Origin of the sequence: Murimonas intestini (assembly GCF_024622195.1) — a bacterium.
Lineage (GTDB): Bacteria > Bacillota > Clostridia > Lachnospirales > Lachnospiraceae > Murimonas > Murimonas intestini.
In genome coordinates, this window is sequence record NZ_JANKBI010000008.1 from 159,479 (window position 1) to 175,324 (window position 15,846).

13 protein-coding genes are annotated in these 15,846 nt (G+C 46.5%); 2 read left to right on the forward strand and 11 right to left on the reverse strand.

The genetic code is table 11. The features are described from left to right. Positions 1 to 41 precede the first annotated feature (41 nt). From NSB28_RS13350 to NSB28_RS13370, 6 genes are all read right to left on the reverse strand, one after another. Positions 42 to 935: an ADP-ribosylglycohydrolase family protein gene (locus tag NSB28_RS13350; protein ID WP_109625821.1), complete on the reverse strand. Its 894-nt coding sequence runs from the start codon at positions 933 to 935 to the stop codon at positions 42 to 44. A 212-nt stretch (positions 936 to 1,147) separates the two neighbouring features. Next, complete coding sequence (locus NSB28_RS25140; RefSeq protein WP_416388932.1) at positions 1,148 to 1,375, reverse strand: helix-turn-helix transcriptional regulator; 228 nt, start codon at positions 1,373 to 1,375, stop codon at positions 1,148 to 1,150. A 367-nt stretch (positions 1,376 to 1,742) separates the two neighbouring features. Continuing rightward, the gene (locus NSB28_RS13355; protein ID WP_109625823.1) at positions 1,743 to 2,711 is read right to left on the reverse strand and encodes an aldose 1-epimerase family protein; all 969 of its coding nucleotides are present in this window, start codon (positions 2,709 to 2,711) and stop codon (positions 1,743 to 1,745) included. A 13-nt stretch (positions 2,712 to 2,724) separates the two neighbouring features. Next, on the reverse strand, positions 2,725 to 4,209 hold the full coding sequence (locus NSB28_RS13360) for an FGGY-family carbohydrate kinase (RefSeq protein WP_109625824.1): 1,485 nt from the start codon (positions 4,207 to 4,209) through the stop codon (positions 2,725 to 2,727). 90 nt (positions 4,210 to 4,299) lie between these two features. Then, positions 4,300 to 5,706, reverse strand: a complete 1,407-nt coding sequence (locus NSB28_RS13365; RefSeq protein WP_109625825.1) for an L-fucose/L-arabinose isomerase family protein — start codon at positions 5,704 to 5,706, stop codon at positions 4,300 to 4,302. Positions 5,707 to 5,721: 15 nt separating this feature from the next. After that, complete coding sequence (locus NSB28_RS13370) at positions 5,722 to 6,648, reverse strand: class II fructose-bisphosphate aldolase (protein WP_109625826.1); 927 nt, start codon at positions 6,646 to 6,648, stop codon at positions 5,722 to 5,724. A 218-nt stretch (positions 6,649 to 6,866) separates the two neighbouring features. Between NSB28_RS13370 and NSB28_RS13375 the strand changes: the two genes are divergently transcribed. Both NSB28_RS13375 and NSB28_RS13380 read left to right on the forward strand, forming a co-directional pair. Then, positions 6,867 to 7,688, forward strand: coding sequence for a PocR ligand-binding domain-containing protein (locus NSB28_RS13375; protein ID WP_109625827.1), 822 nt, complete (start codon positions 6,867 to 6,869; stop codon positions 7,686 to 7,688). Between the two features lie 158 nt (positions 7,689 to 7,846). Beyond that, positions 7,847 to 8,062, forward strand: a complete 216-nt coding sequence (locus NSB28_RS13380) for an Lrp/AsnC family transcriptional regulator (RefSeq protein WP_257497790.1) — start codon at positions 7,847 to 7,849, stop codon at positions 8,060 to 8,062. Between the two features lie 381 nt (positions 8,063 to 8,443). On the opposite strand, the gene NSB28_RS13385 is transcribed toward NSB28_RS13380, so the two are convergent. From NSB28_RS13385 to NSB28_RS13405, 5 genes are all read right to left on the reverse strand, one after another. Further along, the gene (locus tag NSB28_RS13385; protein WP_109626027.1) at positions 8,444 to 9,817 is read right to left on the reverse strand and encodes an alpha-L-fucosidase; all 1,374 of its coding nucleotides are present in this window, start codon (positions 9,815 to 9,817) and stop codon (positions 8,444 to 8,446) included. A gap of 173 nt (positions 9,818 to 9,990) precedes the next feature. Continuing rightward, complete coding sequence (locus NSB28_RS13390) at positions 9,991 to 11,841, reverse strand: beta-N-acetylhexosaminidase (RefSeq protein WP_109625829.1); 1,851 nt, start codon at positions 11,839 to 11,841, stop codon at positions 9,991 to 9,993. A gap of 47 nt (positions 11,842 to 11,888) precedes the next feature. Further along, complete coding sequence (locus NSB28_RS13395; protein WP_109625830.1) at positions 11,889 to 12,803, reverse strand: carbohydrate ABC transporter permease; 915 nt, start codon at positions 12,801 to 12,803, stop codon at positions 11,889 to 11,891. 10 nt (positions 12,804 to 12,813) lie between these two features. Then, a complete protein-coding gene (locus NSB28_RS13400) occupies positions 12,814 to 13,737 on the reverse strand; it encodes an ABC transporter permease subunit (protein ID WP_109625831.1) in 924 nt (307 codons plus the stop codon). Between the two features lie 96 nt (positions 13,738 to 13,833). After that, on the reverse strand, positions 13,834 to 15,558 hold the full coding sequence (locus NSB28_RS13405; protein ID WP_109625832.1) for a type 2 periplasmic-binding domain-containing protein: 1,725 nt from the start codon (positions 15,556 to 15,558) through the stop codon (positions 13,834 to 13,836). Positions 15,559 to 15,846 lie beyond the last annotated feature (288 nt).

Here is a 15,846-nt window from a genome sequence, read left to right on the forward strand (position 1 = left end):
GTACTTTATCGTGCACAGCACGCCCATCCGGAGGATTTGAATTATGGGATGCACGGAGGTGTATACTTATTTACCCATACCGGGTCTTCTTGGGCGGTATACTCATTGATCCGGCAGCCCATATAAAGATCATCAGAAAGTTCCAGGATTAATTTCTCTAATTCCAGCTTTTCCTTCCACTTATCCGGTATCTTATCATAGCCGCAGATTGCTCCTGCAATATTTCCTGCCACGGCGCCTGTTGAATCGCTGTCCCCACCATGGTTGACAGCTGCAATGACTGCCTTTGAAAAATCGTCCGGGTATCTCAGGCAGCAGTAGACGGCAATAGCAAGAGTCTCCTCAGCCACCCAGCCCTCTCCCAGCTCCCGTATATTCTCTATATCACTGCGGCTGTTGCCCGAAAAGTGCACAGCCTTATCAAGGACGTTATTCAGCCGCCGCAAATATGGCTCGCCGGGAAAAATGGATGCCATTGTATCCTTTGCCTCTATCACTATATCCCGCAGGCTATCCCCATTTGTACATCCCCCTCTGAGTATCCTGCTGATCATGTGGACCAGAACTGCCGCTGAAATGTATCCCAGCGGATGCCCATGGGTGATGGCTGCCGCGCCGGCCCCGATCATGTCAGTCTCTTCTATGGGCTTTTCCCTGAAATACAGAGCCACCGGGGCCACCCGCATGTGCCCTCTGGTAATACCAAACAGGATGCCGTTCGCCGTAAACAGCGACATCTGTGTGTCATCTGAGATCAGGGCTTTGCCCGAAAGGCTGTCACAAGTATACTCTTTGATACCCTCTTCCCCATATTTATCTATGATCTGCCTGTATCCCATAAATTCTACAGGATATCCCAATGCATCCCCCACGGCTCCGCCGATCATGCATCCCCTTACCTTATCCTGTACTCTCTCACTTAACTTCTCTGCCATTTTCAGCCCTCACCTTCATATGGATTCCTTATCCAGCCGGTCTATAATCTGTTTAGGTTCAATTCTGTTTGTTCAATCCACATATTGAGTCCATATATGACTCAAAATGACACGGCAGCTTTGCTTACTTTTATCCGGTTCCCGGAAAGTCTTGACCTCATGTCAGTCGGGAATATATGCCCGCCACTGCCGTTAAGCTTGTTTTTGGCGATTCATCCCTCAACCTTTTCTTTTTCCTGAAGTCTTGGCAACAATCGTTTGATAGTTCTTAATGTGATTCCAGTAGCTTCTTGAAGCTGTTTTTGTGTTATTTTCGGATTACTCCGTATAGCATTTAGTACACTCTGCTCATCTTCCGACAGTAAAGCAGAAAGATTAGTCGCATCAGTCGCATGATTAGTCGCATCAGTCGCACTTTTAGTTTCTAAACCGATCCCCATATCAAAAGAGTATCTATCATCCAACAGCACTACAATACGAAATACATCGCCTTCCTGGAATACCGGGTCTTTTCCAGAATATTTCTGAAAAAGGATGCAAGCACCGTTACAGACAATATGTAATGACCCCCAATTGTAGCTACGTGGTTTTACCGGTATACTATGAGTTGGAAAACATCAAAGGTAACAGGAATTACCGCGTTCAAAAGGAGGTCATCAAATGAATTATAGCACAGTTTACATAGGAATGGATGTACATAAAGAAAGTTTTTCTCTCTGCTGATACACATATGGTTACCGTTCACACGTCACCGTCCCACGACGTGTGAATAGCAACAAGGCGGCCTCTTGATACCCTGCCCTGGCTTTACCTCTGGAATATGTTTACTTTTACCTGGTACTCAGCTTTTCCGCCCGGCTCCAGGAATTTCAGCATCCCTGTCTTTCGCATGATGTCACGCCCGTCAGGATAACAGTTTCCGCATTCCAGGCCAAGCACATAATCCCGGATGCCCATCATTTTCCATTCTACAAATCCGTCCAGTTTTTCTGCATCAAAGGCAATCTCCAGTCCACAGCCCAGCTTCGGCTGATAAATAGATGCCCTGCCATCGGCATCCTTAAATTTGTGATAATAGCATCTCTCCACATAGCCTGCCTGGGGTTTTTCCATCTTAAGGCAGTTTTCTATATCCCCGGCGGCATGTCCGTCCCGCGGCACTATTGATTCTGCCGGTATTACCACCTCACTGTCCTCGTCCAGCAGCGGATAGCCCATATTCATATGATACAGGATCTCTATCGGTTCTTTTCGCGCCCCGGTGTTTTCTATGGTGTCTGTAATAACAAAGCTGTTTTCTTCAAGGCTGATGCGCAGTTCCCTGTTCAGGCGCAGTTTTCTGCCAAAAATCACCTCATCTTCCACAACTGCCTTTATTACCAGGCAGCCCTCCTCCCTGGTCCAATATGAGTGCCCGGCCGGTGTATTGCCAATGGAACCATGCAGAGGCAGCTCCTCCCCTTCATCCACGCAGGGAGTACCGACAGCCTGCAGGCCGCAGGTTGTCAAAAAACCGGCTGTAAAAGAATTCAGCCAGTTACTGCCAACAGAATCATAATATGCAGGAGCTACATAGCCGCACGGGGAAAAATAGCTCATATTGATTCCCTGGAAACGAAGGCGTGATATATCTGCTGCCCTGTCCAAAGACACTGTCAGTTCCAGTCCTTTTCCATTATTCACCTCAAGAAGGCGCATCCCATCGCCTCTGCCCCCTGACAGGCGGTGTTCCTCTATTCCATAAAGCTGTGACTCATTTCCTATATAGGGGTTCATGTTTTTCCTCCCTTCACATTAATGGCCGTACCGCATGGTAGACATCGCGGTAACGTCTGTATACTTTTTCATATTTTTCATGCATTTTGGCCCTTGGAAGGTATACTTCCTTTTTTACCACCATTTTCTCTGCTGCATCCTTAAGACTTTTGAAACAGCCCGTGACGATCCCCGTCAGCATGGCGCTTCCTACGGTGCCTGCATCCATCGTCTCCAGAGTTGTAATCGGGATATTCAGCATGTCCGCCTTCATCTGTGTCCATTCTGCCGATCTGGCGCCGCCCCCGGCTGCATGCAGCATTTTAAAATCCACACAGGATTTTTTAAGGTATTCCATATTGACCATCATCTCGTAGCCTACGCCCTCCATGCAGGCACGGTAGATCTCCGCCGCGGAGGTATCTGCTGTCAGCCCAAGAATGGCTCCTTTGGAACTAGTATCCATGTATGGTGTGGCTGCCCCGGCAAAATGAGGAAGGACCAGTATACCTGTAGGGCTTTCTGCCTGCCGCTCCAGATAGGTGTTTGCTGAAATTCCCTCTTTTTCTGCCAGTTCTTTTTCCTTCTTGGCAATTGTATCCACGCACCATTGGATCAGCGCGCCGCCAGTATAGGAAAAAGCATAACATACATATTTTCCGGGCACGACATAGGGTACCACTGCATAATTGCCTGCACTCATGGTTTCAATCTCCGGAAGGCCATCACATATAGGTGTGATACACTCTACAGTCCCAGCCCCTTCCACAGCTATATCTGGATCAAATACACCCGCACCCACTGCCGCAGCGACCTGGTCATGGCTGATACTGACAATTACAGTATCCCCGGACAGACCCACAGCTGCCGCAATTTCTGATCTAATACTTCCCGCACTTGTCCCTGCAGGCACTGTATCAGACAGCAGGGATCTGTCAATTTCCGCTGCCCTTAAAATCTCATCGCTCCATCTCAGATGCCGGATATCAAAAGCCATGGTGCGGCTTGCAAGAGAATAATCAATCTGGGCTCTGCCCGTGAGATGAAATACAACAAAATCCTCAATTAAAAACAGGTGGGAACCCTTAGCGTATATTTCCGGCTCGTGCCGTTTCAGCCACATCATTTTAGAAACACTGTACATCTCATGAGGGTTGACCCCGGTGATGGCGGCGATCCGCTTTTCCCCTAACTTTTCTTTCAGCTCTTTGCACTCCTTCGCTCCTCTCGGATCCGTATAAAGCATAGCCGGATACAGAGGGCTGCCCTTTTCATCTGTCAGGACAAATGTCTCACCAAAGCTGGTCACACCAATGCCGGCAATATCAGGATGCAGGCTGCCCATTTCCTTCATGACCTTTTTCACACCTTTGAGGATACCGGCGGCATCGATCTCGTGGCCACTGACCTTTCTGGTTACCGGATAATCACAGTACGCTTTATCTAAATAATTTCCGTTCTCATCAAAAACTGTAAGTTTACATCCTGTTGTGCCAATATCCAGCCCTGCAATTTTCATTATTGTCCATACCTCCTTTTGACCTGCCTTTTTAAAAATGGCAACATACGAAAGTACGTCACCATTTTAAAGGTTAATTAAAACAAAATGTCAGCCATCAATATCAACCCACTCATAATTCAGATATGTAGTAAATGCCTCTTTCAGAATTTCCTTCATATGGCCTTCTCCAATTGCGGTGTGATGCTTAAATCCTCCTCTTGTAAGCCTGACCAGCTTGTTCTGCAGGTCTGTAATCTTCGCAACGCCGCCGCACCCAAAGAACGCATCCTCTATGATATCGTCTGTAAATTCTGCTTCACTTGCATAGACAAAAATTTTTCCATCCTTTGTCTGGCAGTTGGAGATAGTGACATCCATAGGTTTGATTCGTCCTTCGTTGCTTCCCCAGCCTGAGCCCGGATCACCCTTATCAAACATTTTATGATTCGTCACCGTTCCTCTGCCAGCCATCAGGGACTGTGCCACCGGCCCGCAGTGGAACAGTATGACCTTGTCCTCTTCATCACCGTAATTGTTGTTCCAGTCCAGTACAGCAGTTGGAATTTCGCTTGCCAGGTTCATGGCCCGCATTACAATTGCCGAACACAAATCAATCTCACAGGATGCAACAATGCCCCTGTCGTTTAATTCGCTTAAAAGTACACATGGACATACACGCAAATATGTTTCCATCTCATTCCAGCATCTTAAGGTAATGGCATCAAGCTGGTATCCATCAATATACTCGTCAATAACAACTGAAATCTTGGCCAAAGTGAATTTGTTCTCTCTGGGAACAAGTGAAAAATCTGTATAATTTTCCAGCCTTTCTGCCTTTGCCAGGACAGCCGGGTCATCATCTTGTTTTGCCTTTACTTTTTCAAACAATTCGGACAGATCAAAAGATTCTACTGTAATCCCATATTTCTGCATGGCGATCTCATCAAAGCGCACTGTCTTAAATGCGGTAGTCCTGGCTCCGATGCACCCGATGGAAAATCTTTTCATCCCGTTTACCACACGGCAGACAGCTGCAAAATCCCTCAGATTTTCAGCAAATTTCGGTGACAGCGGATGCACGACATGCGGCTTTAGTACAGTAAACGGTACTCCATACTGGGTAAACACATCTGTCACAGAAAACTTACCGCAGAAGGCGTCACGCCTGTGATTAAAATCCATTTTACCGATCTCATCCGGATATGCCTGTAGCAGGACCGGCACGTTTGCATCTTTCAAGGCCTCAATAGCTCCGTTTTCGTCTGCAAAAATAGGCATGGAGAAGATCACGCCGTCATAATCTCCGTCATGCTCCTTCAGCCACTGTGCATACAATTTCCCTTCTGCACGTGTCTCAACCCCGCCGTAGCGGGTCGCATTTTCATCCATAATAATATAATCATATCCTGCTTCTGTTACTGCCTTTACCATGTCCGCGCGGGCCCCGTAGATCAATTCTCCCGGCATAAAGCCGCGGTTACAGAAACACAGCGCAAATGTCATTTTTTTACCCATAATAAATACCTCCTGCTATTTTAGATCACTGAAAATTTTCAGGGCATCAAGTACGTTCTTCTTCATCGCTTCCATGCCCCATTTTACAATATCATGGTAGTACACCGGCTGCTGTTCATTTTTCGCCACTAATGCATAATACATGATGTACTCCTTATTCCCCTGCCTTATTTCCTGTGCATTCATATGAAACTGCTTCTCAATCTTCTGCCCGCCGGCCTTTGCCATATAAGTGTAATAATTAATCTTGCGGATTCCCTTTTTGATCACAGTCCGGTAATCTTCTTCACTGACTCCGCTTCCGCCGTGCATCACCAGAGGGACGTGGACTCGTTTCTTTACTTCATCCAGTACCTGCATGTCCAGTTTTGGTTTTGTCAGATACAAGCCGTGGGCTGTGCCAAAGGAACATGCCAGGGCATCTATCCCTGTTTCCCTTACAAACCGGCAGGCGTCCTCCGGATCCGTGTATACCTGCTTTGGGTCGTCCTCTCCTGTCTTTGAAGGACTGTAGCCAAGTTCACGTTTGCCCAGTGTACCGATTTCCGCCTCTATGGATGCTCCCAGTTTATGTGCCATAGCTGCGGCGATCGAGGTATTTGCCACATTCTCTTCATATGGCAGGGCAGAACCGTCATACATGACAGAGGTAAATCCAAGTTCCAGGGCCTTGTTCAGATAACTGAGGCTTTCCCCGTGATCCAGGTGCACACATACCGGAACCTTTGAATCCCTTGCACACTGAAGCATCACTTTGCCAATTACGTGAATCGGGCTCAATGTCTCATGTACTTCAGCGTGCATGATGATCACCGGTACATCCAGCTCCTCCGCCGCGCCGATAACAGCCTGGATGCTTTCCAGATTTGGCGTATTAAAGGATCCCACAGCTATCTTTCTTGCTTCTGCAATTTTTAAAATCTGTTCCAGGTTTACTAACATCGTTCTCCTCCTGTTCTTTACTGCTATTTACTGCTTTTTTTGTTTCTTCTTTTTATTATAAATTTTTCATGTTGTAAGGAATAGTCAATTGCATCTTAAAAACTGTAAAATCGTCCAAATATATTTTTTATATGTTATACTGTAATTTATCAGCAGAACATTGTGACTGTGAAGGTACTGCACAGTTACAGAATATTTAAATCTGGGGGAATCTGTCCATGAGACTGGAATTTAATGAAGAGCATCTTTTAAAACTGATGAAAGACTTTTATATATTAACAAATATCCGCATTGTCCTGTTTGACGATGAATTCAGGGAAGTCCTGTCTTATCCATATACGGACTGTCCTTTCTGTAAAATGATGAAGCAGCATCCCGCTGCCGGCGCCCTCTGTAAGGAAAGCGATACTCATTCCTTCCGGCAGAGCCGTGCAGATAAACAGCTTCTGATCTACCACTGTCATGCAGGCCTTATAGAAGCCACCATTCCTCTGGTGGACAATCACGCTGTCATTGGATATCTGATGTTCGGCCAGATTTCCGATGCAGAGTCGCTCCATGACCTGGAACAGATGCTTCTCGGTGTGCTTAAAAAACATCAGCTCCCGGCAGTAAAAGACTGCTGCAGGGATATTCCTTTAAAAACAAATGAAGAAATCGAGGCTGCCGCGAAGATCATGGAGGCCTGTACCTTTTACGTATTATATGATGAAGCAATCGCTCTGCGGCGTCAGAATTTCGTCAATAATCTGCAGACCTATCTCCGCTCACATCTGCAGGAAAACCTTACCGCAGAGGCCATTGCCGACAGCCTGAATATCAGCCGCAGCAAGCTGTATCTGGCCTGTGATAAAAATCTCGGAATGGGGATCGCAGAATATGTCAGGCTCCTGCGCATTGATGAGGCAAGACGGCTATTAAAGGAAACTGATTACAGCATAACCCGGATAGCCAATATGACAGGCTTTGCAGATTATAATTATTTCTGCCGTGTCTTTAAAAAAATGACAGGTGTTTCCGCGAAAAAATACAGGTCTTAAGAATCGGCACTGTTTCAAGGACAGCCGCACGATCATTCTTCCCGGCATGTGGCTGCCACCGTATGTGCAACCTCAGACGAGCCGAAAGATGTGCTTATGGAAAAGCTGCACCGGAGAATCGTATTATTCGTTCTGTCACCCGTAAGGTGACAGATAAAGTGACAGAAAAAGTAACAGATAATTTGGATGAAAAATCCATTCATATTTTGGCTCTTATTTCCGAAGACCCTGCATATACTTCTACGGCGATGGCTGAAAAATTATTGGTGAGCAGAAAAACTGTATCACAACGATTGAAAGAATTGAAGGAAAAAGGTATTATCGAACGCATTGGCTCTGATAGAAAAGGCTATTGGAAGATAAACAACGAATAACATGCGACAAAATGCCCCCACAGCTTACTACCAGGTAGCTGCGGGGGCATTAATCATACATATCAATATGGCACAGTAATTATTAATCAACCAGAGAATACATATGAACAGAGAATTACCCTTTCACGCCTCCGGCCGTCAGACCTTCGATGAAATATTTCTGTGTAAACAAAAACAGCACATACAGCGGAATTGTAATCACGCAGATTACCGCCGCGGTTGCCCCCCAGTCTGTGGAATACAGTCCCTTGAAGTTCAAAAGACCGAGCAATGATCTTCGCCATGGTTGTCATCTCTGACGCTCCGTCAATTCTGGAAGACTCAATCAGCTCCAGGGGGATGGTCTTAAAGAAATTTGTCAGGATCAGAATGGTTCCCTGCTTAATAAACCTTAATTTCCTTTATAAACACCTCATCTCTCGCTGCGGTGACCTGCACCTTCAGCGTGGATATGGTCTCATCACTGTCGTTAATCAGAGGATTCTGCAGGGCAAAGGGATCCTGAAGCTGGCAGATCTTCTTATGTCCGATGCAGGTTCCCTGGTACAGCGGATACTGGCTGCCGCTGCCGGATTCTGCTACGATGCGGAAGCTCTCCACCCGCTGCCCCTTGGCAATGTCCTCCTTTATGACCACGTATTTCAGTTCCTTCACAGGCCTGTCCAGAGTGATGGTGTAGACAGGCTGAGTGGGAGGCTCTCCCTCCTTCTTTTCCACGGAGGCAAAAAGCTCTGTGCCGAATTCCTTTTTCACCAGATCTCCCAGCTCTTTTAAGCGCTCCACGTCAGCCTCATCCAAAAGCCCTTCCGTTGTCGGAGGCAGATTCAGATGCATACAGGCATTCGCACCTACGCTTGTAAGATATGTGTGGAAAAGCCGTTCCAGAGAATGAGGCTTTTCATCCGGATGCCAAAACCAGCCCGGACGAATAGACATGTTGATCTCGGCAGGCGTATAGGTCAGACCTCTTGAATAAAGAATGGTGGACAGGGTACCCAGCTCCTCGTCAGTATTGTAAAGGTAAGAAAGACTGCCTTCCTTTGCCATTGGTCCCGGACCGGTCTGGATGGGGCTATAGAAGCACAGCTCCGAGGGAACTACGGCCCACTCTTCATGGCGGGCTGCTCCCGCCTCGTTCCCGCACCACCTCACATCAGGACCATAATCATTAAATATCACCGCATTGGGCTGATATTTATGGATCAGTTCAAAATATCTGGGAAAATCATAAATCTGTTTTTTTCCATTTGGGCCTTCACCGCAGGCGTTGTCAAACCAAACGTAAAAAATATCCCCATAACCGGTAAGCAGCTCCGTCAGCTGATTACAGAAATAATCGTTGTACTCCGGGGTACCGTAATATTTTGAATTCCTGTCCCAGGGAGACAGATAAAATCCAAACTTGATCCCTCCCCGGCGGCAGGCCTCTGCTGCTTCCTTTACCACGTCCTTCTGACATGGGCTGTTTTTCACAGAATGCTCCGTATATTTGGACGGCCACAGACAGAACCCGTCATGATGCTTGGCGGTCAGGACCATGCCCTTCATGCCTGCCCCCTTGATGGCCTCTACCCACTGATCACAGTTCAGTTTAGTGGGGTTGAATACGGATTCCGGCTCCGTACCCTGTCCCCATTCCCTGTTCATAAACGTGTTGGGGCCAAAATGAATAAACGCATACCACTCCATATCCAGCCAGTCCATCTGCTTTCTGGACGGCTTTACCTGCGCTGCTTCTTTTAAAAACTGAATCATTCTATCTTCCCTTTCCGGAGTCATACATCTTTCTTTATGTCTCCTGTAACAGTTCAATACCTTCACAGTTACATGCAAAAATCCATTTAGAATCGCCTTCGGCGATGGAATTTTTGCACCCTTGAATCATTTTCTTACGGTCTGTGCAGTAAATGCACAGACCTGCTGAATAGTTACAAATTCCTCAGAATATCGCAATACCCGTCAAGAATACTTTGAATGCGTCCTAACTCTGATTCCTTGCTGACGGCCCTCCAGGTTTCTTTGTAGCTGGCGAACCATTCTTCAAGGGATTGTGCCAATTTCCATGCCTGTTCAGGGTCTGTCTTTTCTCCCGGACCCTCTCTCCTTCCGAGAATACTTCCCAAAAGATTAAAATATCTGACCCCGTCAGCTGAAAGTATGTAGGAAGCCAAAAGCTTCCTTTTTTCAGGCCTGGCCAGAGCCATGGCCCCGGAGAGTTCTCCTTTGATTTCCAAAAGCTCCCGGTTTGCCTCATCCAGATGGTTTATCTTCTCTGGGTCCATAAACTTCTTTTCCAAAATTTCCTGATGAAGCTCCTTCTTATCCTGATCCTCCATCCAGGTGCAGAAGTCCATCCACTGATACAGGCAGTTGGAGCTGATTTTCCACAGGGTGTCAGCCAGTTCTTCCAGCCCGGCTCCAAATTCCAGGCGTGAAACGGCCCGGTTCAGTTCATGGGCTTCCATGGAATCTCCCCAGGAAAACTGTGCGCCATAGATCATTCCCAGCATTGAGTGTTCGGGCTGGGAAAAGAAGTAATAATCTCCCCAATCCGTGTTCAAAAGCCCTGTTCCGTGATTTCTCTTGGCATACTCCGCCATGCGCCTGTTGTTTTCAAATGCCTCCTGAAAGTCAGGAACCAGCCTGGACCAGTTGTTCACCCCCGGACAGTTATAAAAAGGCACCTTGCTCTCTCCGAAAATCTTTGTCACGTCTTCCTTCACGCCTGCATCATAGGCCCAATTCAGAAAAACTGTTCCCTCAGGCAGAGAAGAAAGGAGCTGCGGGTACTCGCAGATCACATCCCCCCACATCATAGGCGTGCAGCCCAGCTCCTTCACGTACTGGCAAAGCTCTCTCACATACCCCACGTAGGCCTTCCCAAGTCCCTGCTCTTCACAATAAGCCCGGCTTCTTCCCTTTCCCAGATCAAAAGTTTCATCCGCACAGATATTAAACCTGCGGCTCCTGAACAGGGGGCGGTATTCCTTCAAAAGTCCCTTGATCAGCTCCAGACTTTTGGGATTGGAGATATCAACAGTGTGATGAAGCTGCCGCTCCCGTGCCGTGAAGGCTTCACCACCGGGATTTTCAAGCTCACACAGATTTTCCCACTGTTTGGTGCGAAGTACCTTGTAAAGATGGCTGCAGGTAGATATGGAGGGCACCAGCTCTATCCCCCTGTCATAACAATATTCGTCCAGTTCCAATATTTCCTCCGGAGTCAAAGGGGTATCATCCCTCCAGACTTCGCTGAAATCCCGGAATAAATAAGTATGCTCAATGTAAAGCTGAAACTGGTTCAGCTTATAACGCATCATCTGATCAGCCAGTGTCTTTAAGTAAGAAAGCCTGGGCACTCTGCCCCTTGTCGCATCGTGATAAAAGCCCCGGAAGGGGAGCCTGGGGCGGTCTTCTACTGAAAGTCCGGGAAGCCTGCCCCCGGACTGCTCCAAAACCTGGATAAAGGTCTGGATCCCATAGATTATGCTCTGTTGTGTTCCTTCTATCCTGACACACTCAGGATCAATCTCCAGCCGGTAATACTCGGGATCCGGCACATTTTCACAGTAACTGATCAAAATATCTCCGGTTCTGGCCTCCCCCTTGGTCAAATGGAGAGAAAATCCTGTGTTTTTTTCAATCGCCTCCTGCAAAAAGCGTGCCTGCCGGTATATATGCCGTGTACACCCTCCCTCCAGAACCAGATAAGTGTTGTAGCTCAGCAGGTAAAAATTTTGATGTTCCTTTAATGACAATGGCTGTGGTATGATGTTCATCTTCTTGTCCTCCGTTTATGCATAGTAGTCTGTTTTTGTTTCTGCCATCAGCCTTTTACTGCTCCAACCATAATTCCTTTAACAAAATATTTCTGCATGAACGGATACACCATGAAGATAGGCAGAGACGCCAGAACGGTGATCGTCATACGCACTCCCTTGGGAGAAATGGACGTGCTGATCTGGCTCATGCCGGCAGCGTTGGTAGTATTTTTGATCTGGTCGGCGAGCCTCTGGGCCTCATTCAGGTAATTATAAAGCAGATATTGGAGCGTTGTCAAACTCTCATTTCCCCTGGCGTAAATATGGTTGTCAAACCAGGAATTCCAATGGTTCACAGCCACAAAAACAGCCACGGTAGCAATAATAGGCTTAGACAGAGGCAGGATAATCTTTGTAAATATTGTCAGGTAACCGGCCCCGTCCAGCTTTGCCGACTCCTCCAGGGAAGCCGGAAGCTGCTCCACAAAGGTCTTGATCAGCACAATATTATAAGCTGATATGAGCATAGGCAGTATGTAGACCCAGAAGTTGTTCAAAAGTCCATAGGATTTTACCACAATGTAAGTAGCGATCATGCCGCCGCTGACATACATTGTCAGGATCAGGAAACGATACATCAGTTTTCTTGCCGGCATCTCCTCTTTGGTAAACAGATACCCCAAAAAGGAGCAGGACAGCACTGATGCAAAAGTTCCCACAACTGTTCTGAGCACAGAAATAAAAAGGGAATGAAAAAAGCCGTTCAGTTCAAAAATATCCTTATAATTAGAAAGAGAAAAACCTCTTGGCAAAAATACCGGTGGATTCACGTCGGCCAGCCTTGCCTCGCTGAAGGTATAGATAATAATATACCAAAACGGATAAATGCAGATAAAGGCGATTCCCAGCATCAAAAGATAATTAAAAACCTGAAATACCTTTCTGGATGCGGAAGTCTGAATTTTATTTTTCTTGTTCATATTGGCCCTCCTATATCACCGTATTTCCACGGATTTTTTTAGCTACCAGATTGGCCAGTACCACCAGGGCAATGCTCACGATGGATTTCACGATGCTGATGGCCACACCGTAAGAATAATCCATGTTTTCCAATCCAATCCTGTATACGTACAGATCCAGTACCTCAATGGTGGGCGCTGTCACGGCATTTTTAAACAGCATGTACTGTTCGTATCCGGTGTTCAGGAAGTTTCCGATATTCAGGATAAAGAGAACCACATAAGTTTCCATCATGGCCGGAAGGGTTACGTGGACAGCACACCGGAAATGTCCTGCACCGTCTACCTTGGCCGCCTCGTACTGCTGCTGGTCAATTCCGGCTATGGCCGCAAGATAGATAATTGAATTCCACCCCAGCATTTTCCATTGCCCCAGAAAGCTCTGGAACCAGTAGACGGACTCCTTGGAGCTTAATACAGAGCTGGGATTTGTTCCTGTAAGCCTTGCAAACGCGTTTGTGAGTAGACCGTCTGTGGAAAACAGGGAGAATGCCAGTGAAAAAATGATTACCCAGCTGATGAAGTTAGGCAGAGTAGTAAAGGTCTGGACGAACTTTCTCACAGGCCCGCATTTTATCTCGTTCAAAAAGATTGCAAAAAACATGGGCAGGGGGGTCAGCGCAATACTAATCACTGCAAAAATTGCCGTATTCTTCAGGGAACGAAGCACATTTGCATCCTTCAGCATCATTTTAAAGTAATCCATTCCCATATAGTCACATTCCAGGATGGGCACTCCCGGTATATAATCAAATACTGAGTAGATCCATCCAAAAATAGGGACATAATTAAACAGGAATATGATCAGCATGAAGGGAAGTACCATAAATAATAAACTGTACCGTTTTTTTGGCTTATGCAGAGCAAGAGCCGCTGTTTTTCTATTTGCCGTCATGGGCTTCTCCTTTCCCGGCTTATGACAGAGAACAGGCGCCGCTGCAGGATCTGATTTTCATCCACAGCAACGCCTGTGCTTCCGCTTCTAAGCCTTTTATTTATTTAATCCCTCTATGGTCGTCTTCGCTTCTGCCCATGCATTAGACCACCATTCTACGGATTCCTCTGCTCCGGCATCCTTCAGCTGTGCTAAAAGATCTGCCTTGGCTGCTTCAAATTCTTCGTCGCTCTCAGCCTGAACCAGATTGGGAATAGCGCTCATGGCGATCTCTTCACAGTTGCTGTCGATACGTGTAATGTTCTTTGGAGTGGTTGCAAGACCCATCTGGATTGCGTTCAGACATGTGCCCAGGTCAATGCTGGTGCCGGCCTCTACTTTGTTTTTCAGAACATCGCTGGGAAGTGTCAGTCCCATGGTTTCACACATATCTTTTTCCGCAAATGTCATACTGTCATCCAGCATATCGTCTTCAAACCACAGATCGATCATGCCGCCATCATCAGCCACGTTGTAATAATCTTCTCCGCAGATATTTACGAGAATGCCGTTTCCGATACCGGATTTTCTCCACTCTTCCACCCTGCTTCCGTTATTCTTCAGATCAATGGTATCTTCTGTGAGAGCCACTTTTCCGTCTGCTCCTGTTTCCCATCTGCCTTCCACGCCGGAATCTGCATCTCTGGAGAATTCTTCACTCTGGAGATAGTCCAGGATCATAACCGCACGTTCTACATTTGGTGAATGGGATGATACAAAGAAATATTTTCCAAACCAGCCTCCCAGGTTCTTTTCATTTCCCCAGCCCAGGTATTCAGGCAGAGTCACGTATTCCTTCAGTGTCTCAGGATCAGCTGCTCTCTGGTTTTCATTGTAGGTTCCGTAATACCAGTTTACATTTCCGCCTATATACTGTCCCTTATTATATTTCTCCTGGACATCCTCAGATTTGGTGATAAAGCAGTCCGGATCTAAAAGTCCTTCCCGGTACAGTTTATTGTAGAATTTAACACCAGACCAGAAGGGAGTAGTTCCTTCCACACCCACATCGTAAAGGTCAGGCACCAGCTCGTTAGTCGTTACGTTCTGGACATACACGCCGCCCTCCAGATTAACATAACCTTCGGCCAGGCAGCCCTTGTAGAAGTAAGCATGAAGCTGGGAATCGTTGTAAGCGCTCATAGCATATGTAGGAAGCCCGTCCTCAGTTTCCGGGTATATCTCCTTCATGGCCTTTAACGCTGCAATGTAGTCGTCATCATTATTAATCTCAGGGCAGCCGATCTGTTTGTACAGATCCCAGCGTACAACATAGCCGTTGTTCAGAGTTGTTCCGTAATTGAATTTGGAACCTTCAAAGGTAACCCGGGGAGTAACAAAATACTGAACGCCCTCACCGTTGCTCTTGTAAGTCTTCATCAGATCGTTCCTGAAGGTCATGTTTTCGGAAAAAATATTCTGAGCCAGTGTATCCTTGTAATCCTCCAGATTAACAGCATGTTTTCCCTTCAGAACTCCTTCAAGATGATCGTCGTTGATCTGAACTATGTCACATGTGGTCCCTCCTGAGAGATCCAGATTCAGGCTCTCGTTGTCATAGTTCTTGACAGTGAAAGTCACGTTGAATTTCTCTTCCAGCTTTTGGACCACTTCGTTTGGCCATCCTTCATTAGAATCAGAACCGTTCACGTTGACTCCCCCAAGGGTGATCTCCACATGTTCGGATAAATCATCCGTTGCGTCCGCCGCGGTTACCTGGGTACACATTCCAGCCGTCATGGCCAGTGTACAAATCAGTGCTAATACTCTCTTTGCTTTCATACTTTTCCTTCCTTTCAATAGAAGATGGTCACACCTTTTTTGCAAAAGGCTTTAGTGACTTGCTTTTGTAAGAGTATTCTAACGGATTTTGTAAATTTTTTGAATGATGTATTTTTATAATCGCTTGTGTTATTTTATGCTTTTTTAATAAAGTGCCGGGGATTTTAGACTTATTTTATGATTGAAACAGAAGGGGTAAAAAATTAGTCAAGTTTCTGTAACTGTTCAGTAAATGCACAGACCTGCTGAATAGTTACAAGTACAGCCGCAACAGCAACACCTAAACTG